We start from the raw sequence: 23717 nt of genomic DNA, 5'->3' as shown, positions 1-23717 counted from the left end.
TGTGTTTTAGTTGCCTTGGCATGAAAAGTCTTCACGTTTAAAAATAATACGGGTATTTGAAAGTTCGTTTGGTAAAATATCTGAGCCTAATAAACCTAATGATCGCCCTTCACAATCGAATACCGGAACTACAGTATTACAGACGGGGCAACAGTTGTTTGAAATAAAAACTGTCTGACTATTATAGTCGGCTATTTCAATGAAGAAATATTTTGCGATATCACCTTCATTATTTTCTATATCATCTACTTGGTTTTTTAACCAAGGTAACTCTTCAATAGGGTTATTTACCTCACAAGCTGCAATAATGGTAAAATCATTGTCGTCATCTCCGCATCCTATTAAACTCAAAAAACTTAACACTAAAATTGCCTTTTTCATCATACCATGTTTTTTAATGGATGGTTTTGTATGAAATAGGTTGCTTGTGTCTATGTTTCTTTAGGGTTAAATCAGTTCATAAAAAAAGCACTGTAAAGCGCTTTTTAAATTTTAAGTAGTGTTTTTTATTTGCTCCAAGGTGGTACAACTCCGTTTGAACGTGCATAGGCAATGAGTTGCCCTTTGTGTTCTCCATTGTGTTCCATCATGGCTAAAAGACCACCCATCTTGTTCATTTTGGCAAAGCCAAAATCTACCTCTGTGGTTAAGTCTTCAGTCTTGACTTCCATTATCTTTTCAAGAACAAATTCATTTGATTTCTTAAGCGTGGCAATAATATTTTCCTTGCCTGAAATTTTACCCAAATTCATCATATCTACATCTTCAGGTGGTGGAAAGCCCATTTTCATTGCCAGATAATAATTGCCACCGGCTACGTGTAAAAGTGCCTCGCCTACGGAGTTTACACCTTCCGCAGGTCTCCAATCATACTGTTCTTCAGAAAAGGCTTCGGCTAGTTGTATAACCTGCCCTTGGTTACCTGCCAAAACCCCTTTTATGGTGTTTTGGGCCAAATTGTCTTGCGCATACGTGATAACTGTTGTTATCAGCATACATAGTGTTGCTATTTTTTTCATTGTTATGGATTAAGGTTGTACTAAGAATCTAAAACTTAGCATAAGCTTAAAAGTAATGAAAATTTTTAGTGATTACACCAGGTGTCTCACTGTGGTAGAAGTTTTAGCTAAAAAATACATTGGCATATACCAATCGGCACTTATATGCATAGTTTTTTAGACGATACCAAAGCTTATCGATTCCGTTTCCAAGGCCAATAAATATATTTCCTAATGAAGTCATAGTAGCAATAAACTTAAGTTAATAATAATTAATAAACAATTAATTAACGTTAAATTTACATAAGAATTGTGTTCAACCTAATTACAAAACAAAAAAAATGCATTTAACAGCCTCCTGGTTTAGGTGTCAAATGCACTTTTAAATGTGTTGATTTTTAATTGACTATCCTAAAAACGGATATCTATAATCTACGGGTGTTACAAAAGTTTCTTTTATTAATCTGGGCGATACCCAACGCAACAAGTTCTGCGCAGAACCAGCTTTATCATTTGTTCCAGACGCCCTAGCACCTCCAAAAGGCTGTTGACCAACAACGGCGCCAGTAGGTTTGTCGTTGATATAAAAGTTGCCGGCGCAATTTTGCAACGCTTTAGTTGCTTCATCGATAGCATATCTGTCTTGAGAGAGCACGGCTCCTGTAAGTGCGTACTCAGATGTGCCATCTACCAATTGTAGCGTTTTTGACCAATCTTTGTCTTCATATACATAAACCGTTACTACTGGGCCAAAAAGCTCGGTGCACATGGTCGTATATTTTGGGTCATTTGCAACGATTACGGTCGGTTCTATAAAATACCCTTTTGATTTGTCGTAATTACCACCAGCAAATATTGTTGCATCTTGGTCCGCTTTGGCTTGGTCTATAAAACTCGCTAGCTTATCAAAAGAACCTTCATGTATTACGGCAGTGATAAAGTTACTCATATCTTCTGGTGAGCCAGGTTTATTGAAGCTTTCAATATCTTTTTTAACCAGACCGAGAATCTCGTCAGCAGTGGATTTTGGAAGATATACCCTTGAGGCTGCACTACATTTTTGTCCTTGAAATTCGAATGCTCCTCTGGTGATAGCTGTTGCAACCTGAGCAGATTTTGCAGATGGATGGGCAATGATGAAATCTTTCCCCCCTGTTTCACCAACTATTCTTGGGTAGGTTTTATAGTTGTGAATGTTCGTTCCGATCTGTTTCCATAACTCTTTAAAAACATGGGTAGAGCCTGTGAAGTGAAGTCCGGAAAAATCTGGGCTTGCAAGTACTGTGTCGGTAATCATTACAGGGTCGCCCATAACCATATTAATAACACCATCTGGAAGTCCAGCTTCCTTAAAAACGTCCATAATTACTTTGGCTGAGAATACTTGGCTGTCACTTGGCTTCCAAACTACAACATTACCCATCATTGCTGCGCTAGCAGGTAAATTCCCAGCAATGGCGGTAAAATTAAAAGGAGTGATGGCATATACAAAACCTTCTAATGGGCGGTATTCTACCCTGTTCCAGATACCTTCTGCAGAATCTGGCTGTTCCTCATAAATCTGGCTCATATATTCCACATTAAAACGTAGAAAGTCTATGAACTCACATGCGGCATCAATTTCGGCTTGATGAATGGTCTTCGACTGCGCCATCATCGTAGCTGCATTTATTTTTGCACGGTAAGGTCCTGCGATTAGTTCAGCCGCTTTTAAGAAAATGGCCGCCCGTTGTTCCCAAGTTAGGTTGGCCCAAGCATCTCTTGAAGCCAAACAGTTGGCGATGGCTTTTTCTGCATGCTTTTTTTCGGCAGTATGGTAATGGCCCACAATGTGTTTATGGTCATGAGGGGGAGACATAGGTTTTGTTGCCCCCGTCTTTATCTCCTCTGAGCCAATGTATAATGGAACTTCTACTTGGCTATTGTAATATGTTTTGTATTGTTTAAGAACAGCTTCGCGCTCAGGACTTCCTGGAGCGTAGCTTTTTATCGGTTCATTAATTGCGGTTGGAACTTGAAAAAAACCTTTACCCATTTCGGAAAATTTAAGTATTAAATAGTTCCGGCAAAGGTAATAAACGGTAAGCTAAAAAGCGACTAGTTAAGAGCGAAAGGAGCAGCGAATTTAAAGGTAGGTACTTCAACTAGAAATTCTTCCGTAGAACTTAAATTTACCATTTGGTAAAAACCTTTCATCGCACCTATCGGTGAAGCCAAAAGTGAACCAGAACTATAGGTGTGCGCTTTACCTGGTTGAATTACCGGTTTTTTGCCAATGACCCCTTCACCATCTACGGTTTCCATTTCCTTTAGAGAGTCAAAAATATCCCAATGGCGTGCTGTTAATTGAACGCTTTCTTTACTCTGATTTTCAATTGTAATGGTATACCCGAAAGCATAGTGCATTTTATAATTTTTGAAGAAGGTGCCTTCAAAAGTTGTTTGCACTGAAACTTTAATTCCTTTGGTTACTTGTGTGATCATATTCAATATGTAAATACACTTCCTATTCCTAATAATAACACCGTAATTATGGCTAAAAAGGTAAATACCGAGTTTAGAAATAAATACTTGATGCTTGTTTTGAAAAATCCTTGGTTGTAAAACTTTCGCATTGATTGAAAAAGATAGACTCCAAAAATTAAAAGGAATATTATCGCTGTTGACCAATCAAAAATTGAATCTATTATCCAACTAAGGATGAGCAAGATAAATAATAAGGACTGGTTGTGAAAACTGAAGATCAAATGATCGGTATAGGTATATTTTTTACGGATGTAAACCACAGAAATGAAAATTGTGAAGATGGGTAAAAAGAAAAATATGACAAAAGGTAGTTTTGCGATTGTATCATTTAACCAAGTTCCAGGTTGCCTCCAAGCCCTTAAACTACTCTTCGAAGCATTGAAGGCCAATTTTGTTTTCCAAGAATCATCTATATCATATTTAGCTTTTGCTTCGGCATAACTGGTTATAGAATCATTACGGAGTTGAACAAAAAAGAATTCCATTCTTTTTAAAAAGCCACTATCTGGATCTTCCTTAAGTCTTTGAAAATAACTGCGCGGGTCAGCAGTCATAAAAGAATCTTTCTGTTTTTCTTTTAGTTCTTGCGCTCTGATCAAATATTCTAAGGTATCCAGACCCTGTATGCCCTTGTCGATTTCTGGATTATTTGTTTTTATGGAATCTAAGCCTCTAAAAAGCTTGTCCAATTTCACTTCGGATTCAATACTGTCCTTTTTCCGTTCTTCTGCCGTCTTATCCCCATCAAAAGAAAAAGATAAAGGACCAGTTTGATTTATTTTCTCATCTAATTTTAGGTCATCTAAATTCGAGAATGCCCCTCCATAACTCACCATTAAAAAATATAGAAAAGCCAAACTTAAAAGAAACCGAAACGGGTTGGTATACGAAACTCTTTTCCCTTTTATATAATCTCGTGTTATAGTGCCAGGTTTGACCAACAGGGCGTAAAGCGTTGCAAGAAGTTTAGAATCGTAATTAATGAGGTTGCATAAAAACTCGTCAAAAAAGTCTTTGATGGTCAATTTTTTGGTGCTATTGGCCTGAGCGCAATTTGGGCAGTATTTATCGCTCATGCCCAAGGGATGTCCACAATTAAGACATTCGGTGCCTCTAAATTTTAGTTCGTAACGCCCTCTACTGATTAGGCCTTTTTCTTCCCCTTCGTCCATTTGGTCGGTTCTGGGATTAAAGATAATTTAATTACTGATATTTCTCGAATTTGCTGTGCCAATACCAATAATGCTATCGTACATATCGCCAAAGTTTCGATAGTAAACCAAAATCAGATAACTATTTTCGGTAAAATGCGAGTTGCCCGAAATGCTATTTAGGTCTACAACACCTTCTTTGTTTTTCGTAACATATTTATAGTTGTAGAAACCCTGTTTAAAAGGATACATCAATTCTAAATTCCCAGTATCCTCGTTGTAAACCATTTTATTCTCGTCGCTCAAATCATAGTTGTTGAATTTTCCGAATACATAGACATCATCTAAACCAAATTCTGGGTTATAAGGAATACTAAAATGTACTTTGGTATATTCGGCTTCTCTAGAGACATCTTCACCCTGCAAGGTTCTTACCACAAAATCACCGTTAACATCTGGGAAATAGGTGTATTCCCTATCATAGCGATATTGATTGGTGAAAAGATAATGATTGTACAACTCTTTGAAATCTATTCTTGAAATCGCCGCTGACGGAGCTCTAAGGTCTTTTGTGTCGAAATTCAAATACTCGTTACCGCCATAGAAGCTAGTTTCTTGGTCGTATTTGTATACAAGCTCATTGCCTAAAGTAAACTGAGGTTTAATATTATAAATAGCCGTTGGCCAAAAATAATTTTGAATAATAGCAACTTTTACCTCTTTTTTCGGGTTTACAATTTCAAATCCTGAAGTATTAATGTTGAATTGAACTACCTGTTTTTCGTTCAGAAAATTAAAGTCCCTTGAACGTTTTACAACACCCCCGACCGTAACTGCATTTTGGTATATGATGAATCTTCGTGAAAACTGTAATTCACCCACCATGTTATAAACTTCGATTAGATAATTTCCACTAACCCTGAATTTAAGCTGGTCGTTTGGTAATGTTAACCTATAGTTGGAGTAGGGTTGTAATGTTGTTAAACTATTTTCATAGTCGATGATTCTTTGGTTGTCGGTGCCAATAAGGTATTGTGATTTTAAAAGTTCGGAAGGTGTCCAATCATAATCGCAGTGTACTATTTTAAAATAGTAATCTTGTTCGCTTGCCGTAATATCATCAAACTCTAAAAGTAATTGTTCCCCCAACTCAATCACCGGAAATTGATCCTCTGTTGGGCCTTTAAAGACTATTGTTTTGATGTTATAAGGAGGTTCGACCTCTTGTTGTACTTGGGCAACCAGACTTAAAGTAAAAAAAATCAGCAGAAGCTGTTTAATGAAAAAGCGCATTAAAAGCATATTTTGGTGGTAAAGGTAAACAAAAAGCATGCCCGACAAATTTCGGTCGATGTAATACCAATTTTATAGCCGATTAATTATAATAATTATTGTTTTAGTAGTAAATTTGCATGCAATTTTGTTAACAAAAGGTCCACAATAATATGTCTAAAGACATCCGAATTAAAAAAGGGTTGAACATCAACCTCGTCGGGGCTGCTGAACAAACTACATCTAAGGCTGTTTTAAGCAACGTTTATGCCCTTAATCTAGAAGATTTTCACGGAGTTACCCCAAAAATGTTGGTTAAAGAAGGAGCTGAGGTAAAGGCTGGCGAAGCTATTTTTTACAACAAGAATATTGAAGACATGCGCTTTGTTTCTCCGGTTAGTGGAGAAATAGTTGAGATTTTAAGGGGTGCTAGACGTCGTATTTTGACAATAAAGATTCTTGCAGATAAAGAACAGAGCTATCAAAAAGACACTGCCATCGATGTGAATGCTGTTGATGGGGAATCCATTAAAAAAGTGCTGCTTCAATCAGGTTGTTGGGCATTTGTAAAGCAACGTCCTTACGATATTGTTGCCAATCCTGATGCAACTCCGAAAGCTATTTTTATTTCGGGATATGCTACTGCACCATTAGCTGCTGAAACCGATTATGTGCTAAGAGGTAAAGAGAAGGAGATACAAGCGGCAATTACTGCACTTGCTAAAATGACGCCTGGGCAGGTTCATGTTTCGGTTGGCAATACCGAAACATCGCCTTTTACAAATATCAACGGTATTACGCTACATAAGGTATCTGGTCCTCATCCTTCAGGCTTGGTGGGAACCCAAATTAATAAAATCGACCCTATTAATAAAGGAGAAACGGTTTGGACCGTTGCACCACAAGATTTGGTAATTATCGGAGAGTATCTTTTGACAGGCCAATTCAATGCAGAGCGCACGGTTGCTCTTGCAGGTTCATCGGTAAAAGCCCCTAAATATTATAGCACTAAAATAGGTGCTGAAATTTCTACCTTCTTGTATGCAAGTGGTGTCAATCAAGATAAATTTCGTCTAATAAACGGAGATGTACTTACGGGTGCAAAAACGACTCCAGAAGGTTACCTAGGTTTTTATAACAATACGGTTACGGCTATCCCAGAAGGTGACGACTACGAATTCTTTGGATGGAACAAACCCGTTTTTAATAAAATATCATCAACAAGGGCATTGACATTCTCTTGGTTGAACAAGAATAAGAAGTACGATTTAGATACCAATACCAATGGAGAGCATAGAGCTTTTGTAGTAACTGGTAGATACGAAGAAGTTTTTCCATTAGATATTTACCCGTTACAGCTTTTAAAGGCCTGTATGGTTAAAGACTTGGATGAAATGGAGCAATTGGGGCTCTACGAAGTGGCTCCAGAGGATTTCGCACTTACTGAATTCATTTGTATTTCTAAACAACCGCACCAGCAGATAATCAGAGAAGGACTCGATTTAATGTATCAAGAAATTGGATAAAAATGGGCATGAAAGAAAAATTACATCAGCTTAAATTAAAATATCAGGGTAAAAAAATGGCTCCGGCCTTTAATGCCCTTCATACCTTTTTATACACACCGAACGAAACCACCCATTCTGGGGGGCATGTTCGTGCTGTGGACGATTTAAAAAGAACGATGAATACCGTTATTTTGGCTTTGGTGCCATGTTTGCTTTTTGGTATGTTCAACGCTGGCTACCAGCATTACTCGGCAATCAATGGCTTTCCGGCTGAATTTTCCTTATTCGAACACTTTATTACTTGGGATAATTTCTGGTTGGGCGCAATAACCATTTTACCCTTAGTTGTCGTTTCATATGGTGTCGGTTTATTGATTGAATTCATATTTGCAGTAATAAAAGGACATGAGGTTGAAGAGGGCTATTTGGTAACCGGAATGCTTGTGCCACTTATTATACCTGTAGATACACCGCTTTGGATGCTGGCTGTAGCCGTTGCTTTTGGGGTTGTAATTGGTAAAGAAGTTTTTGGGGGTACAGGTATGAATATCCTTAACCCTGCATTGACCATTAGAGCATTTTTGTTCTTTGCTTACCCAACATGGATGAGTGGTGACAAAGTTTGGGTACACGATGCTGTTAATCTCGCAGGTACTCCTGACGCCATTTCTGGTGAGACCATATTAGGGCATTTAGCGGCCGGTAATACAAGTGAGTTTTCATATTCTATTTCAGATATGTTCTTTGGCTTTATTCCGGGTTCCGTTGGCGAGACATCAACATTTTTAATACTTCTTGGAGGTTTGTTCTTAATCTTTAGCAAAATTGCCAGTTGGAGGATTATGCTTAGTGCTGTAATCGGTTCTTTGGTAATGGGATTAGTATTTAATGGAGCGGTTGCTTGGGAGTGGATTCCTGAATACAGCAAGTTCTATGGCTTAATGAGTTTCGATTTTTGGAAACACTTAATTGTCGGGGGGCTCGCTTTTGGTATCGTCTATATGGCGACAGATCCGGTTACTGGTTCTCAGACCAATAAAGGAAAATGGATTTATGGATTTTTGATAGGATTCATTTCGGTAATGATCAGGGTATTTAATCCCGGATATCCAGAAGGAGTATTCTTGGCAATATTATTAATGAATGTTTTTGCACCAACAATTGACCACTATGTGGTTCAGGGTAATGTTAAAAAACGTTTGAAACGATTAAAGAACGCAACTATTCTTCCAAAACCATCTGATGGTAAGGCAGAAGAGTTAAAAGTAGAAACAGTATAACATGGCAGTAAATACAGAGAAAAACACGTATACCGTAATTTTTGCAATAATTATGGTTGTGGTTGTTGGGTCTATTCTTGCCTTTTTGGCCTCCGGCTTAAAAGATAAGATTGGAGAAAACGAACGTTTTGAAAAGCAACAAAATATTCTTTACGCCATGGGCGTAAACGAGAACACTGAGGACAGTGGGGTTAATTTTATTCCTACAACCGAGGTTGAAGGTGAGTTCACGAAGTTCATCACAAAGCAATTGGTGGTTTCGCCAGATGGTAGTGTAGAAGAGCAAAATGATGCCTATCTGATAGACATGAAAAAACAACTATCAGCTTTAAAGAATGGTGGAGATGCTCAATTTCCACTATTTGTTGGAGAAAAAAATGGTAAAAAGTTCTATATATTACCAATGTATGGAAAAGGGCTTTGGGATGCCATTTGGGGCTTTATGTCCCTTGATGAGAATATGATTGTTCAAGGTGCTTATTTTGACCATAAAGGAGAGACGCCAGGTCTGGGAGCTAATATTAAGCTTCGCTACTTTATGGATGATTTTATCGGTGAATCAGTATTAGATGGTAATCGATACGCTGGTATAGCTGTGGCCAAAGGAAATAACGATCCGTTGAATAATGATAAAGAAGACAACGAGGTCGATGCTTTGGCTGGTGCCACCATTACAGGTAATGGTGTAGCGGCAATGATCAAAGAAACATTGAATATTTACAAACCCTATCTAGAAACGATTAGAACCAATTAATATGGCGCTACTTTCAAAAAAAGATGCAAATCTTATATTAGATCCACTAGCCGATAATAACCCAATTACTATTCAAGTTTTAGGTATTTGTTCGGCTTTAGCAATTACGGCAGAGCTTAAAGCTTCAATCGTAATGGCGATATCGGTAATATTCGTACTTGGTGTGGGTAATGTTGTTATCTCCTTGATGCGTAACATCATACCATCTAAAATTAGAATTATTGTACAACTAATCGTGGTTGCAACCCTTGTAATTATAGTAGACCAGGTATTAAAAGCCTTCGCCTACGAATTAAGTAAGACACTTTCTGTATTTGTGGGTCTTATAATTACAAACTGTATTATTATGGGGCGTTTTGAGGCTTTCGCTTTAGGTAACGGTCCTTGGAAATCATTCTTGGATGGTATTGGTAACGCCTTGGGTTATGGGGTAATACTAATTATAGTTGGCTTTTTTAGGGAATTATTTGGTACAGGAACATTATTAGGGTATCCCGTTTTCGGTGACCCAATTGCCAAAACAGGATTATACGCTACAGGATATGAGAATAATGGTTTTATGATTATTCCTCCTGCCGCCTTAATTGTAGTTGGAATTATTATCTGGGTACAACGTTCAAGAAATAAAGCATTAATCGAAGAAGCATAAATAAAGAACTATGTTAGAGCATGTAGAATTATTTTTCAAATCCATTTTCATAGACAACATGGTTTTTGCTGTCTTCTTGGGAATGTGTTCTTATTTGGCGGTTTCCAAAAAAGTAAGTACCGCAGTCGGCTTAGGTGCCGCGGTAATCTTTGTATTGGCCGTTACGGTGCCTTTAAATTGGTTGCTTGATCAGTATTTGTTGCAAGATGGTGCATTAGCTTGGTTAGGCCCTGAATATGCAGATTACAACTTAAGTTTCCTATCTTTCATATTATTTATTGCGACCATTGCCACAATGGTGCAATTGGTAGAAATAGTAGTAGAGAAGTTTTCGCCATCATTATACAATTCCTTAGGTATCTTCTTACCATTGATTGCTGTAAACTGTGCTATTCTTGGAGGTTCTTTGTTTATGCAGGCAAGAGAAATACCAACTTTGGGCTTAGCCTTTAATTATGGTGTTAGTTCAGGTATAGGATGGTTTTTAGCGATTCTGGCTATCGCCGCTATTCGCGAGAAAATTAGATATTCAAATGTTCCTGCACCTTTAAGAGGATTGGGAATCACTTTTATCATTACTGGATTAATGGGTATCGGTTTTCAAAGTTTTGGGGGAATGTTGACTGGTGACAATGAGCCACCTGAAGAAACAGCTCCTACTACAGCAGAAAAAATTGAAGAAAAAGAAATAAAAAAAGAGATTGAAGATGAAAAAGCAATCTCTTATAACGAGGTTAAAAACAAATAACAAATGATTTTAGCTACAAGTACGGGAGGTACTATACTAATTACGGTAGTTGCGTTTCTAGTTTTATTATTAATGCTAGTTGCATTGCTATTGTTTACAAAAGAAAAATTATCACCATCTGGCCCTGTTACACTGACTATCAATGGTGAAAAGAAAATAGAGGTTTCCTCAGGGGGTACGTTATTATCTACCCTAGGAAATCAAAAAGTGTTTCTGCCTTCTGCTTGTGGAGGAGGGGGTACCTGCATCCAATGCGAGTGTCACGTGCTTTCTGGAGGTGGGGAGGCTTTACCAACTGAAACACCACATTTTTCCAGAAAAGAATTACAGCACGGAGCGCGTTTGGCTTGCCAAGTAAAAGTAAAGCAGGATATGGAGATTACCATTCCTGAAGAAGTTTTCGGCATTAAAAAGTGGCCTGCTAAAGTTGTTCGTAATTATAATGTTGCGTCATTTATTAAGGAATTTGTTGTTGAGATTCCTGAAGATATGGGCTATAAAGCTGGAGGGTATATTCAAATTGAAGTTCCAAAATGTGAAGTGAAGTTTGCTGATATGGACATCACCGCGCATCCTGAGGAGCATGATAAACCTGATAAATTTCAAGCAGAATGGGACAAATTTAATCTTTGGCCCTTGGTTATGAAAAACCCTGAACTGGTAGAAAGAGCATATTCTATGGCTTCTTTCCCCGCTGAAGGGAGAGAAATTATGCTAAATGTTCGTATTGCAACGCCACCATGGGATCGTTCTAAGAACGGTTGGATGGATGTTAATCCTGGTGTAGCTTCTTCGTATATTTTTGGTCTAAAACCTGGTGATGATGTCGTAATTTCAGGACCTTATGGTGAGTTCTTTATCAATGAGTCTGATTCTGAGATGTTATACGTTGGAGGTGGAGCTGGTATGGCACCAATGCGCTCACATTTATATCATTTGTTCAAGACCTTAAAAACAAATCGTAAAGTTACCTATTGGTATGGTGGTCGTTCAAAACGTGAACTATTCTACTTAGATCATTTTTATAAATTGGAGAAAGAGTTTCCGAATTTTAAATTCTATTTAGCGCTTTCTGAGCCTTTAGAAGAAGATAATTGGAAGGTTAAAGAGAGCATAGATGCCCCTGGTGATGGTTTTGTCGGATTTATACACAATTGTGTAATAGACCATTATTTGAACCATCATGAGTCTCCAGAGGACATTGAGTTGTATTTCTGCGGTCCTCCATTAATGAACAAGGCTGTTCAAAAAATGGGTGAAGATTTTGGGATACCAGATGAGCATATCAGATTCGATGATTTCGGTGGATAAATAGTAAATATAATTCTTGTTATACAAGAATCTAAATATAAGCCGATACAACCCGTATCGGCTTTTTACATATGGAACGAAGAGAACTTACGGAACAAGAATTGCATAATTTGGCAATGAATATTGTTGGGAAACAACTCGAAGAAAATGGTTACGAATTTTTAGCCGTAAATAGTGAGTTGAAAAAGAATCCTCAATTTGTTTGTACTAAAGATAAAAAGCTAAGTTTTATAGTGGTCAAAAGCATTGAATACCCAGGAGACCCAAGGGACAAGGATTTCTTTATGGCCGACTTAAATAAAATGAAAGACCATGCTTTAAAGTTTGAGGCGAGAACCTTTTATGCCGCTGTCGGCTTGGTCAATGCGTCTGATTATTACCTGCCCGTGTATTTGAATGAGGAGTATGTCGTTGATTATGAAGGTTTAATTGAAATTTAACTGCGAGAAGATGAAAAACCTACTTTTAGTTGTTCTAGTACTGATTTTGTTTGGGTGCGATACTAAGCCAAATTTAGTGAAGAATCAAAACACCGGACCAGCCCTCGGAACGAGTTATGCAATTCAATATATATCCGATAAAGAACTTGATTTTCAACGCGAAATTGATTCTGTTTTTACCGTATTCAATAAATCAATGTCTACCTATATTACTGATTCTGATATTTCGAAAATCAACGGTGGGGATACTACGTTAATAGTAGATCAAATGTTTAGGGACATTTTTTTTCAAAGTCAAGTTATTAATAGTGAGACGGACGGCTATTTCGACCCAACTGTAGGTGTTCTTGTAGATGCTTGGGGTTTTGGTCCTGAAGATAGTACAATGAAAATGGACAGTACTAGGGTAGATAGTCTTATGCAATATGTGGGCTGGAGGCATATAGGTTTAACAAGAGATTTTAGAATCACAAAAAGCAAACCCGAAGTACAGTTTGATTTTAATGCAATTGCCAAAGGTTATGCCATTGATCGTTTGGGAAGAATGCTTGACAAGCATCAGATAAAAAACTATTTGGTTGAAGTAGGAGGGGAGGTTCTTGCAAAAGGAACTAATATAATCTCTGGCAAGCCTTGGAAAGTTGGTATAGATAAGCCTAATAATTTTATGAAAAGAGGGTCCGCAGCTGTGGTTAACTTAAAAGACAAAGCTTTGGCCTCTTCTGGAAATTATAGAAAGTTTAGAATAGACCCCGAAACTGGTGAAAAGTATGTGCATACTATTGACCCAAAAACGGGCTACACAAAAAATTCCAATGTACTTTCGGCGACTGTTGTAGCAAACAGTTGTATACAGGCTGACGGTTATGCCACAGCTTTTATGGCAATGGACTTAAATGCATCTAAAGCCTTGTTAGAACTTAAGAGAAAGGAGTTGGACGCCTTTATTATTTATTTGGATGAAGAGGGTACTATGAAAAACTTCATGACTTCAGGATTCGAGGCGATACTGGCAAAGTAATTATTTACTCACTACAGGAATTATCTCTCCTTTTGCCAAACGATAACGATTTATGCTATAGTTGGATTAAATTTCCGGCCCAATTAAAGGACTCTTTGTTTACTTTTGAGGCTTTGTTATAATCTTCATCGGTATTTACGTTTTCCCCTTCTACAAGTACATTGACCGTTTCAACATTGTCAGTGAGCATAAATGAAGGAGCAAAACCAACCATTGATAAATCCGTTATATTCGCTCCAGAATCACCCCCAAACGAAAATCCAAGAGCACTTTGGTCAGTTCTGGCTGAAAATTTGTCAATAGTGGGTCTACCGTTAGGGCCGCTAGCGGAAACTATTGAAGTATAAGGCTTGTCATTTGCAACATACGAATAAGATTGAACACCGCTCCAACCCTCATCTATTACGATACTGGAACCTGAATTGTTTTCAAAATAAATATTTGAAGAGGATACTGTTCCCCCAGTATATTTAATTCCTTCTACAGAATTAAAGAAAGCCACATTTTCTATGGTCGTGCCAGAACCAACGCCAAATAGCGATAGAGCAGCACTGTTATTATTTGATAGGCCACCGGCATTCTTAAGAATCAAATATTTTATAGTGCCAGAATTTTCACTAAAGTCATTCCCTCCATAATCTATGTTTACTTTACCTATCGTTTTTGAAATGTTTTCACCTTTTGATGAAAAGGAATTTCCTGCTATTAGTATCCCTCCCCATGAATTTGTACTTCCTTCTGGCGTTGTCATCAAAACTGGCAGGTCAATACTTCCATTAATTACAATGTCTGCACCTTTTTTTACTAAAATGTAGGAATCACCCGGTTCGGCCTCAATTGTGGTTCCAGCAGGAACGATAAGTGTTGCACCAGGCTCTAGGATCAACCCTCCGGTTAAATTGTAAATTATACTTGGATCTAGTTCCAATTCTCCCGTAATTGATCCGTTAAAATTTGAAGAGTCAATAAAATTTTTATCACCTTGTACCTGTTCGCTATTCTTACTACATGCATTTAGGCATATTGCACAAATAATAAAAAGAATAGAATTCCAATTTCTGCTCATATTAAAACTATTTAAAAAAATACCCTTTATCATGGTTTAAACCGTATTCTCATGGTTAAAGAACTTGAGCGATTTAAAGAAGATAGGCCATTAAGCACGATTTATCTTAGTTTTATTGTTTATTTCATGATAAGGATTCCACCTATATTTTCTTCCTTGTTCAATTTTACCTCATAGGAGTAATTCCCGGCCGGTAAATTGCCCCTTTCTATGCTCACCCTGTTTAAACCTTGATTCAAAGTTCCTTCACTTGTATGCACGGTTCTGCCCATCATATCATGAACATATAATTGATACGTATTGGAAATCTTGCTTTCAAATGCAATTGTTGCCTTAGAGATCATGGGATTTGGATATGCCCTGTTTAAACGTTCTTGCCCATTAATTTGGGCCATGGCTTTACCGGATTGTGAGCTTGCCAATCGCAAGCGAGTAAGTTCTAGAATAAAATGTGTTGGTTCGTTTTCCCAATTTGGTACTTCAAAAACCATCATTGTGATATTATCCAGATTTTTTAGATTTCCTTCAAAGGCGCTGAAATCTATGTAGTATTGGTCAGTTTCAGTGTTTAAGACAATTCGAGCTTTCATTTGTTCTTCGTAAGGCAGATCGGGGTTGATCAAACGCACATCCATCTCTCGAATCTTGTTTGATTTTGCATTAAAGGCTAATCCATTAAATTCTGAAATGTCTAATGCCTCAAATTTAGCTTGGATAGCCCGGTAGAGCACAAATTTTTCATTTAAAAGCCCTCGAATTTTGGCACCTCGCTCTATGTAAAGGTCACCGTCGTTTTGGCTTTGAAAATCTCGATATGTCTCAAAAATTTGAAGATCTTCCTTGCTCTCATCAACATCGTAACCCCAAACTCCATCTGCAAAAAAGACATTGTCTGTTACAGCGCCTTCTTTTTCATTAATGGTAAAACCAATGGAATAAACGCTATTAGTATCGTAAACCACTTGTTCAAAACGTTCTCCGGTTAATGAGAACGTGTCGTAAAAAACTCTATCAGTACTCGTTTCTGAATCTGAAACAAGACCTTTGATGTTCACGGATTTTTGCCCACTGCCGTTGATAAAGTTTAATACCAAATTGTTGTTTTTGTAAACAACATCTTGTATATAAACTTCGGGTAGTTGGCCCATTTTAAAGTCAAGGGGTTCCTCGTTCAGATTTTCAATGTTATAAAGTAGTTCCCAAGTTACCTTCATTAGATTAAATGAGCTGTTGGCCCAAACCTGAAAGTTATAGTACTCCCCGTTAGAATGGTAATCAGATACATTCCAGTGGTTTTCAACGGTAACCCCATTGGTTTCATCAATAAAGAATGAGAATGTACACCCATATTCAATTTCACCTTTTTTGCTTTCAAGTTTTGTTATAATGAACTCCTTATTTCTATAGATTGGTATTTTCCACATATCCAATATTTTAGAGCCCACGACCCTGTCACATACTGCCTTTGTATGTTCATAAACACCGTTTTCTGATATTGTTGCCAAGACAGCACCTTTTCTTATGTCTCCATCGAAATAATCAACGGACAAAGTCTCAACGGCATTAGTAATAGCATTTAAATCTGTTGGGGTACTGTTGAAAGAGGTGGTATTTGGTATGGCATCAACAGGTATAAGACTAAATAAATCGATCCTGTCCTTAGTTCGGCTCGTATGAGTACCTTTTTTTATGGATAGACCTTTTTTGTGTAAATCAACTTTTTTTGCAAAATTTCTTTCTTCGGTTTTAACATTTAAGCGATGTGTATTGTTCTTTATGCGTTCAAAGTGTCTTTTATTTATTTTTTCAGCTAGACGGGCATTACTTTCCAATCCGCTATCATTACCGCCCGTAGTAGAGGTAAAGGTACATTCGCTTTCGTCCGGGCAGCCCATATCATCACAGTCTGTTAATCCGTTATTATCGTCGTCAATTCCATTGTTGCAAATTTCAGTACCAAAAACTGGTGGTGTTTCAACGGGTAGCTTTATATACAATGGTATGTTATTGTAGTCACCACATTTTCCCGATGGAATGAGCTTGTTGCAAGTTGTTGCTCCGTAAATATCATCACATACTTTTGAAGATACGTTCCAACCTATCCAAATATTGTTTAATGAAAATTCGTCACCAAAGGTATGAGTGAAAGATTGTGGGCTCACATAGATTTTGGTTTGATTGGCCGGCAAAGTACCATAACAAGTGCTCATTAGGCTGAACTCACTCCCATTTTCTACTTGTGTATGTATCATAGGGGTATACCTATCTGTTCCAGTGGTGTTGACCAGTGAAAATGCAATATAACCTGTTACCGTATCACCAATGGAGTAGAGGTAGGGTTGAAAAGGTGTGCCTTGGTCGTCTACCGCGAAATACGGTTCTTGGATAATAACATCTTGGGCACTACATGCATAGCCGCAATCCAATGGATTTATGGGTAAATCTTGTCCATTTAGATTGTTTGTTGTTAGATAGCAAATTATGATGAATAAGTGGCCAACAATTCTTGAAGTAGTAATTTTCTTCATGCAACTAAGATTTGGGTTTTATTTTATTAAAACTATTATGTAGGATAAATATTGTTAATTATTTTAAAATTAAATAGTGTGTATAATCTCTTGTTTAGAGAAAAAAATAATTAACTAATTAAAAATCAAGTAATTGAAGGTGTATGTATGGATGATTATTGTGGCCGGATGGATGATAAATTTCGACGAACGGTACTATTTTTTAACAAGAGGAATAATCTCTCCTTTTGCCAAACGATAACGATTTATGTTCTCAGAACTTAATTTACTGGTATAGTCCACTTCATCAACCTTAAAACCAATACTTCGAAGTTTGTCAAAAAAGTCTCTGCCGTATATACGTACATGGTCGTACTGGCCAAATATCTTTGCACGTTCCTTTTTGTCAGTAATCGAATCGTCTTCAAAAGTTTTTTCCCTATTCAAGTCTTGAGGTATTTGAAAAATACCGAATCCCCCAGGTTTTAAAACACGATACAGTTCTTGCATAGCCTTGCTGTCGTTCGGAATGTGTTCGAGGACATGATTGCATAAGATGACATCATAAGCGTCATTGTCAAAGGGAAGATTGCAAATATCCGCTTTAATGTCTGCGATGGGCGAGTTAAGGTCCGTAGTAGTGTAATCGATGTTCTTAAGTTGTTTAAAACGCTTATGAAATGCTTGTTCAGGGGCAAAATGTAACACATTTAATGGGGCGCTAAAAAAGTTGGTTTCGTTCTTTAGATATAGCCAAAGTAGTCGATGGCGCTCTAATGATAGGGTAGAAGGCGATAAAACACCTTCTCTCGGATTTTCGTATCCGTAAGGTAAAAACTTACGAAACCCTTTTCCGTCTATAGGGTCAATATAAGTGTTGCCACGATAGTAAAGGGCCAAAAAGGGTCTTATCCAATAGCTTAAGCTAATAAGCCAAGGCCTCGGAACTAAGTTTAAAATGGATTTAAAGATTTTGGACATAACAAAGAAAGTTATACAAAACTTGGGAAGGCACGATTTTTGCCAAAAATAAGTGTTTGAGTTAAATATGGTGATGTATTTGACTACACTTTTTTAAATTAACGTTAATGGTTATTTCATAATATGAGGAATAGGTTCATTTTAATTTTTTTCTTCTCAATTACGCTTTCATTTTCTCAAAGTGTCGAAGGTGTAGTTTTAGATAGCATAACAGGAGTTGGTATTGCAGATGTTCATGTTCAAAGTTTGTCAGGTAATCATGGCACTATAACAAATGAAGAGGGAAGGTTTAGGATAATAAACTCATCAAATGAAAAAGATTCTTTGAGAATATCCCATATAGGATATGAAGTATTAGAATTGTCTGTCAAAGAGTTTTCTATAAACTATTCCGATACACTGTATTTAAAACCGAATTTGTTAGAATTACAAGGAGTTACGGTTACAAATGATGGGGTTTCTGAAATGATTCGGGATATTATGGAAACCCTAAAGAAAAGTCAGATTAGAAATAGTTATGCATTCTATAGACAAACTTCATTTAAAGATACTATAGCGATGGAATGGATAGAGGCTTTTTATAAAATAACGCACTCTAAAAATGGAATAGATAAAATTAAAATAGACCAGGCAAGATTTGCAAGAAAAAGAAGTGATTCTACCTCACTATTTTTAATCCATTCAAATTTTTCCTCTCTCACCTTAACCCCTCAACTATATTCACCTGTACTTAAAACTAATGAGGTTACCGTAGGCAAGCCATTTGGGGAAAGTTTTATTAAAAACTATCAGTTTTATATTGAAAAGAGTTATCAAAAAAATAAAAGTACATATCATGAAATACATTTTGAGCCTGACGATGATATAACAAATCCAATCAACAGTTATGGGAGTTTTGTATATATACCCTCTGAAAAAAAACTTGTTCAGTATACCGTTTTTATTGACCACGCTTTGGGCTCTGATGATCTATCTAATTATAAAGGAGATAAAAAATTGGCAATTGATAATGCTCGACACAAGTTACAGTTTAACTATTCTGAAATAACAGGACACTTAGATTTTATAAATGTAGAATACTTCTATGATTTTATTGAAAATGATGTAGTATTTCCTTGTAGGGTGGCTTCAAAATTTATTATATACAAAAATGCAATAAAACCGCATAAAAAGCTTAGGACTTCAAGTTTGGAGCTTGAAGATGTAAGAAATTTTGAAAAAGCTAAATACAAGCCCCGTTTTTGGAGAGATAATCCAGTTATTTATCGAACAGAAAGAGAAAACTTAATCATATCCTCGTTTGAAAAAGAGAATGCCTTTGGAACTTATTTCAAAGGAAATTAAAGATGATGTTTTTTAGATTTTAACTTGCAAATTCTTCTTCTTCGCGCGAGGTAATGCCCAAAGCATCATAGATGTATTTAAAAGTAGAAAGAAGCTCCGGTTTACCATCTATTAATGCTACGTCATGTTCAAAATGTGCACTAGGTTGTCCATCGGCTGTTAAAATCGTCCATCCGTCCCTAAGTTGTTTTATGCGTTTCGTACCCATATTTACCATAGGTTCTATGGCAACGACCATACCATTAACAAATTTTTTGCCTCGACCTCTTTTGCCATAATTTGGCATTTGAGGGTCTTCATGAAGTTCTTTACCTAGTCCATGACCCACCAATTCACGTACAATGCCGTAACCCTGATTTTCACAATAATTTTGTATGGCATAACCAACGTCACCAACACGATTACCAAGTTTGAATTCACGTATTCCTACATACAGGGATTCTTTGGTAATTTTTAAAAGTTTCTTGGTTTCTTCGGCTACTTCGCCAACTTCAAAAGTGTAGGCATGATCACCATAATAGCCATTTTTTAGGGCGCCACAATCTACTGAGATGATGTCGCCATCCTTTAGATCATCGTTATTTGGAATACCATGAACTACTTGCGCGTTTGGGCTCCAGTTTAGCGTATTAGGAAAATCATACATGCCTAAAAAACCTGGTTCGGCACCTTGGTCCCGAATAAATTCTTCAGCAAGTTTATCTAGCTTTAATGGATTTGCTCCAGGCTTAATTTCAGAGGCGATCATCCCTAAGGTTTTAGAAACTACCAATGCACTCTCGCGCATGAGTTCAATCTCTTCTGCCGTTTTGATTTTAATCATAGCCGCAAAGATAAGATGAATTGCATTAATCAATTACGATTATTCATGCCTAAACCAGTGCTTTTTGTGTCATTAATTTGGGCTGAGAGATTCCCATCATTTTTAGAATTGTTGGGGCAATGTCGCCAAGAACACCATTTTTAATTTCTTTGATATCCTTGTCAACTAAAATCAGAGGCACGGGATTTGTCGTGTGTGCGGTATTTGGGCTTCCATCAGGATTTATCATAGTGTCGCAGTTGCCATGGTCGGCAATGACAATTGTACTGTAATGATTTTTGAGACCAGCTGTAATAACAGCTTTCGCGCATTCATCCACTACTTCACAGGCCTTAATGGCAGCTTCCATACTGCCCGTATGCCCGACCATATCAGGATTTGCAAAGTTGAGACATACAAAATCTACATCTCCTTTTTCCAATTCAGGAATAATAGCATCACGTATTTCATATGCGCTCATTTCGGGCTTTAGGTCATAGGTCGCTACTTTAGGTGAGGGGCATAAAATACGTTGTTCGCCTTCAAAAGGTTCCTCACGCCCTCCATTAAAAAAGAAGGTTACATGAGGGTATTTTTCAGTCTCTGCTATCCTTATTTGTTTTTTACCAGCTTTGGCAATCGTTTCTCCCAAGGTATTTTCAATGTTGTCTTTATCATAGATTACTTTGACACCTTTGAAAGAATCATCATAATTGGTCATGGTCACATAATACAAATCAAGCTTTTTTATATCGTGTTCCGGGAAATCTTCTTGATTTAAGACCTGTGTCAATTCTCGACCTCTATCTGTTCTGAAGTTGAAGAAAATAATAACATCATCTTTATTTATTTTCCCCTCTTCGTTCAGAATTATTGGTTCTATGAATTCATCCGTTTTGCCGTCTGCATAGCTTTTTTCCATAGCAGTGGAAATATCGTCTGAGAAGATGCCAATTCCATTTACCAAAAGATTATAGGCTTTTTTAACACGTTCCCAACGCTTATCCCTGTCCATTGCAAAATAGCGTCCAACAACCGATGCTAGCTTTGTATTCTTGGTGCTACAGAATTTTGAAAGATCTTCTAGAAAACCTTTACCACTTTTTGGGTCAACATCGCGCCCATCAGTAAATGCATGTACAAAGGCTTTTTCTACACCATAACTTTCTGCAGCGTTTATTAGAGCCTTTAAATGGCTGATATGACTATGAACACCGCCATCACTTACCAAACCAAGAAAATGGACAGGTTTATCGTTTTTGTTGGCATATTCAAAAGCCTCTTTTAAAACAGTTTCATCTTTTAAGGTATCCTCTTTAACAGCTTTATTAATTTTAGCCAAATCTTGATAGACTATTCTGCCTGCCCCCAAATTCATATGACCTACTTCGCTATTGCCCATTTGCCCTTCAGGTAGCCCAACGTTCATACCATCGGTTAATAAATCGGAATTAGGGTATGATTCGTAAAGAGCGTCGACGAATGGTGTATTGGCATTTTCTATTGCCGAAACTTCAGGATTAGGAGATTTGCCCCATCCATCTAGAATCATAAGGATAACTTTTTTGTTCATGCTATGGTTTTGAATTATCAAAAATAAAGCCTCTGATAATACTTGTTGCGTTTTTTTTAATGCGAATTTGTTAAATATTTATGTTAAAAAATAAGGCCTTGTTAAAGTTTAGTTATTTAAGTGTTAATCCTGTAACAATCCATTATCGACGCAGTCTATATTTATATCAATATAACTTATAATCACTTCATTAATCAAAATTCATTCATCATGAAAAAAACAATCCTAACTATCGCTGTTGCAATTTCTTGCGCAGTAACCGGCATTTATGCCAATGAAACAAACAATGACCCAGTTTTGAATACTGAGGTTTCTACAAATCTTGAACTAAGTTCTTTTTGTAAGGCGATTATGAAAGGAGACCTTGAAACTGTTCAAAAATTAATTGACCTTGGCGAAGATGTAAACAAAAAATCTTTGGGTATGACACCAGCTCATTTTGCGGCTCGTTACAATAAACCAGAAATCTTGAAAGTGCTCATTAATAATGGGGCCGATCTCAAAGCACGCTGTGATAAAGGGTATACTGTTAAAAAGTACGCAGAATTATCAAATGCTATGGAAGCATTAAAGGTATTAAAAGTAGCTATGAAAGGATAAGGAGTTTATTCATTTCATCAAAAAACCCATTGCAGCGCAATGGGTTTTTCATTTACCTTATAGTGTTCAAGTAAAAGAGTAAATATATTTTCTTGATTTTTAAAATTCAAAACCGGTAAAAGCACGATATAAAAATGCATATAGCGCCATAGAAATCATAACTGCACAAAATGCAGAATACGCCTTTAATATGATGACCAAAAATTCTGGTTTGCAATTTGCAAATGCCTCAGAATAAAGGCTTTTAAAATGTGTAAGTGTTCCCATTAGTTATGTCTTTTGTTTGTAAAACGACTTAGCTAATTAGGTTTAAGTGGGTTGTGATTTGGAAATTTAAAGGTACAAAAATAGAACCAAAGTCACTTATTATTCGATAAAGTTCTTGTTTTATCTTTTAACTGCCTTGATATTTGATAATCGCCTCTTTTATCTTTTCAATACGATTTTCAGGATCAGGATGCGTACTTTGAAATTCTGGTACACGATTGGGTCCCGCAGCTGCTTTTAAAATTTTCATCACTTGAATCATTTCATAGGGATCGTACCCTGATTGAATCATGAATAGTACCCCAAGTTCATCGCTTTCTAATTCATCACCTCTACCATTGGTTAAGAGCGTATTTTGCCCGATTCCACCAACAACACTTCCTAAATCCCCTGCGCCTACGGTAGCTCCCATAGTTGCGGTTCTCCAAAAATTGCTATCTGCTATGCGTTCGGCAGAGTGTCTACCGATTACGTGACCTATCTCATGGCCTAAGACCCCTGCAAGTTGAGCCTCGTTTAACTGAGAGAAAAGTGCGTAGGTGATAAAACACTGACCGCCGGGCAATGCAAAAGCATTTATGGTTCTATCATCTGCTAAAAGATGAAAGTCGTACTTATAAGGTGTTTCTCTGGCAACACTATTGTTTACTAGTTTCTGCCCAACGGCATCAACAAAAGCTTGCAAACGTTCATCGGGGTAGAGCCCCCCGTGTTGCTGTGCCATTTCAGGCGCACTTTGTAAGCCGATGGCAATTTCTTGTTCCGTAGACATATTAATGTGCTGAGACCTACCTGTATAAGGGTTTTCTTCTGTGTTATTACATTTTTTGATAAATGCAAACGCCACGATGGCCAAACCGATAAATATTCTAATTTTCCAGCTACCTCTATTTCTCATTTTGCGCTAGTGTTCTAGTTG

23 protein-coding genes are annotated in these 23717 nt (G+C 37.1%); 10 read left to right on the top strand and 13 right to left on the bottom strand.

All coding sequences use genetic code 11. The features are described 5' to 3' along the window. Positions 1-6 precede the first annotated feature (6 nt). From ACFSQJ_RS11770 to ACFSQJ_RS11745, 6 genes are all read right to left on the bottom strand, one after another. Positions 7-384 (bottom strand): hypothetical protein, encoded by a 378-nt coding sequence (locus tag ACFSQJ_RS11770; RefSeq protein WP_377767154.1) that lies wholly within the window; start codon positions 382-384, stop codon positions 7-9. Positions 385-506: 122 nt separating this feature from the next. After that, positions 507-1019 (bottom strand): DinB family protein, encoded by a 513-nt coding sequence (locus tag ACFSQJ_RS11765; RefSeq protein WP_377767153.1) that lies wholly within the window; start codon positions 1017-1019, stop codon positions 507-509. A gap of 385 nt (positions 1020-1404) precedes the next feature. Then, entirely contained in the window at positions 1405-3033 is a 1629-nt protein-coding gene (gene pruA, locus ACFSQJ_RS11760) for an L-glutamate gamma-semialdehyde dehydrogenase (protein WP_377767152.1), read from the bottom strand. A 62-nt stretch (positions 3034-3095) separates the two neighbouring features. Then, on the bottom strand, positions 3096-3482 hold the full coding sequence (apaG, locus tag ACFSQJ_RS11755) for a Co2+/Mg2+ efflux protein ApaG (protein WP_377767151.1): 387 nt from the start codon (positions 3480-3482) through the stop codon (positions 3096-3098). Between the two features lie 2 nt (positions 3483-3484). Continuing rightward, positions 3485-4696 carry a DUF3667 domain-containing protein gene (locus tag ACFSQJ_RS11750; RefSeq protein WP_377767150.1) on the bottom strand — a complete coding sequence of 404 codons (1212 nt, stop codon included), beginning with the start codon at positions 4694-4696 and terminating at the stop codon, positions 3485-3487. A gap of 27 nt (positions 4697-4723) precedes the next feature. Beyond that, the gene (locus ACFSQJ_RS11745; RefSeq protein WP_377767149.1) at positions 4724-5968 is read right to left on the bottom strand and encodes a type IX secretion system plug protein; all 1245 of its coding nucleotides are present in this window, start codon (positions 5966-5968) and stop codon (positions 4724-4726) included. A gap of 152 nt (positions 5969-6120) precedes the next feature. Between ACFSQJ_RS11745 and ACFSQJ_RS11740 the strand changes: the two genes are divergently transcribed. The 8 genes from ACFSQJ_RS11740 (at position 6121) to ACFSQJ_RS11705 (ending at position 13658) form a co-directional block, all read left to right on the top strand. Then, complete coding sequence (locus ACFSQJ_RS11740) at positions 6121-7473, top strand: Na(+)-translocating NADH-quinone reductase subunit A (RefSeq protein ID WP_377767148.1); 1353 nt, start codon at positions 6121-6123, stop codon at positions 7471-7473. A gap of 2 nt (positions 7474-7475) precedes the next feature. Next, a complete protein-coding gene (locus ACFSQJ_RS11735) occupies positions 7476-8735 on the top strand; it encodes an NADH:ubiquinone reductase (Na(+)-transporting) subunit B (protein WP_377767147.1) in 1260 nt (419 codons plus the stop codon). 1 nt (position 8736) lies between these two features. Continuing rightward, complete coding sequence (locus ACFSQJ_RS11730; RefSeq protein WP_377767146.1) at positions 8737-9489, top strand: Na(+)-translocating NADH-quinone reductase subunit C; 753 nt, start codon at positions 8737-8739, stop codon at positions 9487-9489. Position 9490: 1 nt separating this feature from the next. Then, on the top strand, positions 9491-10138 hold the full coding sequence (locus tag ACFSQJ_RS11725) for an NADH:ubiquinone reductase (Na(+)-transporting) subunit D (RefSeq protein ID WP_377767145.1): 648 nt from the start codon (positions 9491-9493) through the stop codon (positions 10136-10138). A 10-nt stretch (positions 10139-10148) separates the two neighbouring features. Continuing rightward, complete coding sequence (nqrE, locus tag ACFSQJ_RS11720) at positions 10149-10886, top strand: NADH:ubiquinone reductase (Na(+)-transporting) subunit E (protein WP_377767144.1); 738 nt, start codon at positions 10149-10151, stop codon at positions 10884-10886. Positions 10887-10889: 3 nt separating this feature from the next. After that, positions 10890-12197: an NADH:ubiquinone reductase (Na(+)-transporting) subunit F gene (nqrF, locus tag ACFSQJ_RS11715; protein ID WP_377767143.1), complete on the top strand. Its 1308-nt coding sequence runs from the start codon at positions 10890-10892 to the stop codon at positions 12195-12197. Between the two features lie 71 nt (positions 12198-12268). Beyond that, positions 12269-12637: a Na(+)-translocating NADH-quinone reductase subunit F gene (locus ACFSQJ_RS11710; protein ID WP_377767142.1), complete on the top strand. Its 369-nt coding sequence runs from the start codon at positions 12269-12271 to the stop codon at positions 12635-12637. 10 nt (positions 12638-12647) lie between these two features. Then, positions 12648-13658, top strand: a complete 1011-nt coding sequence (locus tag ACFSQJ_RS11705) for an FAD:protein FMN transferase (RefSeq protein WP_377767141.1) — start codon at positions 12648-12650, stop codon at positions 13656-13658. A 55-nt stretch (positions 13659-13713) separates the two neighbouring features. Here ACFSQJ_RS11705 and ACFSQJ_RS11700 read toward each other — a convergent pair whose 3' ends face one another. From ACFSQJ_RS11700 to ACFSQJ_RS11690, 3 genes are all read right to left on the bottom strand, one after another. Then, on the bottom strand, positions 13714-14724 hold the full coding sequence (locus ACFSQJ_RS11700) for a hypothetical protein (RefSeq protein ID WP_377767140.1): 1011 nt from the start codon (positions 14722-14724) through the stop codon (positions 13714-13716). A 119-nt stretch (positions 14725-14843) separates the two neighbouring features. Next, positions 14844-17252 (bottom strand): T9SS type A sorting domain-containing protein, encoded by a 2409-nt coding sequence (locus ACFSQJ_RS11695; RefSeq protein WP_377767139.1) that lies wholly within the window; start codon positions 17250-17252, stop codon positions 14844-14846. Between the two features lie 195 nt (positions 17253-17447). After that, complete coding sequence (locus tag ACFSQJ_RS11690; protein WP_377767138.1) at positions 17448-18212, bottom strand: class I SAM-dependent methyltransferase; 765 nt, start codon at positions 18210-18212, stop codon at positions 17448-17450. 123 nt (positions 18213-18335) lie between these two features. On the opposite strand from ACFSQJ_RS11690, the gene ACFSQJ_RS11685 reads away from it, so the two are divergent. Then, positions 18336-19556: a carboxypeptidase-like regulatory domain-containing protein gene (locus tag ACFSQJ_RS11685; RefSeq protein WP_377767137.1), complete on the top strand. Its 1221-nt coding sequence runs from the start codon at positions 18336-18338 to the stop codon at positions 19554-19556. A 19-nt stretch (positions 19557-19575) separates the two neighbouring features. Here ACFSQJ_RS11685 and map read toward each other — a convergent pair whose 3' ends face one another. Then, complete coding sequence (map, locus tag ACFSQJ_RS11680) at positions 19576-20379, bottom strand: type I methionyl aminopeptidase (protein ID WP_377767135.1); 804 nt, start codon at positions 20377-20379, stop codon at positions 19576-19578. A gap of 49 nt (positions 20380-20428) precedes the next feature. Beyond that, positions 20429-21931: a 2,3-bisphosphoglycerate-independent phosphoglycerate mutase gene (gene gpmI / locus ACFSQJ_RS11675; protein WP_377767133.1), complete on the bottom strand. Its 1503-nt coding sequence runs from the start codon at positions 21929-21931 to the stop codon at positions 20429-20431. A gap of 210 nt (positions 21932-22141) precedes the next feature. On the opposite strand from gpmI, the gene ACFSQJ_RS11670 reads away from it, so the two are divergent. Further along, positions 22142-22531 carry an ankyrin repeat domain-containing protein gene (locus ACFSQJ_RS11670; protein WP_377767132.1) on the top strand — a complete coding sequence of 130 codons (390 nt, stop codon included), beginning with the start codon at positions 22142-22144 and terminating at the stop codon, positions 22529-22531. Positions 22532-22630: 99 nt separating this feature from the next. On the opposite strand, the gene ACFSQJ_RS11665 is transcribed toward ACFSQJ_RS11670, so the two are convergent. After that, positions 22631-22798: a DUF6747 family protein gene (locus tag ACFSQJ_RS11665; protein WP_377767130.1), complete on the bottom strand. Its 168-nt coding sequence runs from the start codon at positions 22796-22798 to the stop codon at positions 22631-22633. A gap of 127 nt (positions 22799-22925) precedes the next feature. Then, on the bottom strand, positions 22926-23696 hold the full coding sequence (locus ACFSQJ_RS11660) for a M48 family metalloprotease (protein ID WP_377767129.1): 771 nt from the start codon (positions 23694-23696) through the stop codon (positions 22926-22928). Positions 23697-23717 lie beyond the last annotated feature (21 nt).

The sequence above is a fragment of the Croceitalea marina genome (assembly GCF_042684265.1).
Lineage (GTDB): Bacteria > Bacteroidota > Bacteroidia > Flavobacteriales > Flavobacteriaceae > Croceitalea > Croceitalea marina.
This window is presented reverse-complemented; position numbering and strand designations above follow the sequence as displayed.